This is a genomic window from Mesorhizobium sp. M1A.F.Ca.IN.020.06.1.1 (genome assembly GCF_004023265.1).
GTDB lineage: Bacteria > Pseudomonadota > Alphaproteobacteria > Rhizobiales > Rhizobiaceae > Mesorhizobium.
Genome location: NZ_RZSR01001486.1, coordinates 1 through 897, shown reverse-complemented (window position 1 = coordinate 897; position 897 = coordinate 1). Strand labels below are relative to the sequence as shown.

The window sequence follows — 897 nt, the reverse complement described above, 5'->3', positions numbered from 1 at the left end:
CGCGACGAACAGGTTGGCCGGCCGGTCGAACAGTTGCAGCGGCGCGCCGATCTGCTCGATGCGGCCGTCGCGCATCACCACGATCTTGTCGGCCATGGTCATGGCCTCGATCTGGTCGTGTGTGACGTAGATGGTGGTGGTCTTCAGCCGCTGATGCAGTTCCTTGATCTCGGTGCGCATCTGCACGCGCAGCTTGGCATCGAGGTTTGAGAGCGGCTCGTCGAACAGAAACACCTGCGGGTTGCGCACGATCGCGCGGCCCATGGCGACGCGCTGGCGCTGGCCGCCGGAAAGCTGGCGCGGATAGCGCTTGAGATAGGGATTGAGGTCGAGGATGTCGGCCGCACGCTTCACCCGCTCGGCGACGATGGCCGGATCGGTGCCGCGCAGCTTCAGCGCGAAAGCCATGTTCTGCTCCACCGTCTTATGCGGATAGAGCGCGTAGTTCTGGAACACCATGGCGATGTCGCGCTTGGCCGGCGGCAGGTTGTTGACGATGCGGTCGCCGATCGAAATCGTTCCGCCGGAAACCGTTTCCAGCCCCGCCACCATTCGCAAAAGCGTGGACTTGCCGCAGCCCGAAGGGCCGACCAGGACGACGAATTGGCCGTCGGCGATGTCGACGCTGACCTCGTGTAGAACCTTGACGGTTCCGAAAGCCTTGGCCACATTGGCGATCGCGACTTGAGCCATTGTCTCCCCTATCTTTTTCGGTGAAGCTAGCCATTGCCAACGGCAAGGGCAAGTCGGTATCTTATAGATAAAAAGCCAATCTTGTTGACAAGGTAATCGATTACGCGAATAGTGACGAGTGCCAATCCGAATGCCGGTCCTTGTCCCGAAAATCGGATCTCCAGGCGACGCAGGGTGGGGTCCCACGCTGCCCTATGGTATAGG

Annotated in this window: 1 protein-coding gene; it reads right to left on the bottom strand. The window is 60.8% G+C overall.

Annotated elements, in window-relative coordinates; all coding sequences use genetic code 11:
* Positions 1-693 (bottom strand): ATP-binding cassette domain-containing protein (locus EOA60_RS35045; RefSeq protein WP_128312733.1); only part of this gene is annotated, 693 nt, incomplete at its 3' end.
* Between the last annotated feature and the right edge of the window lie 204 nt (positions 694-897).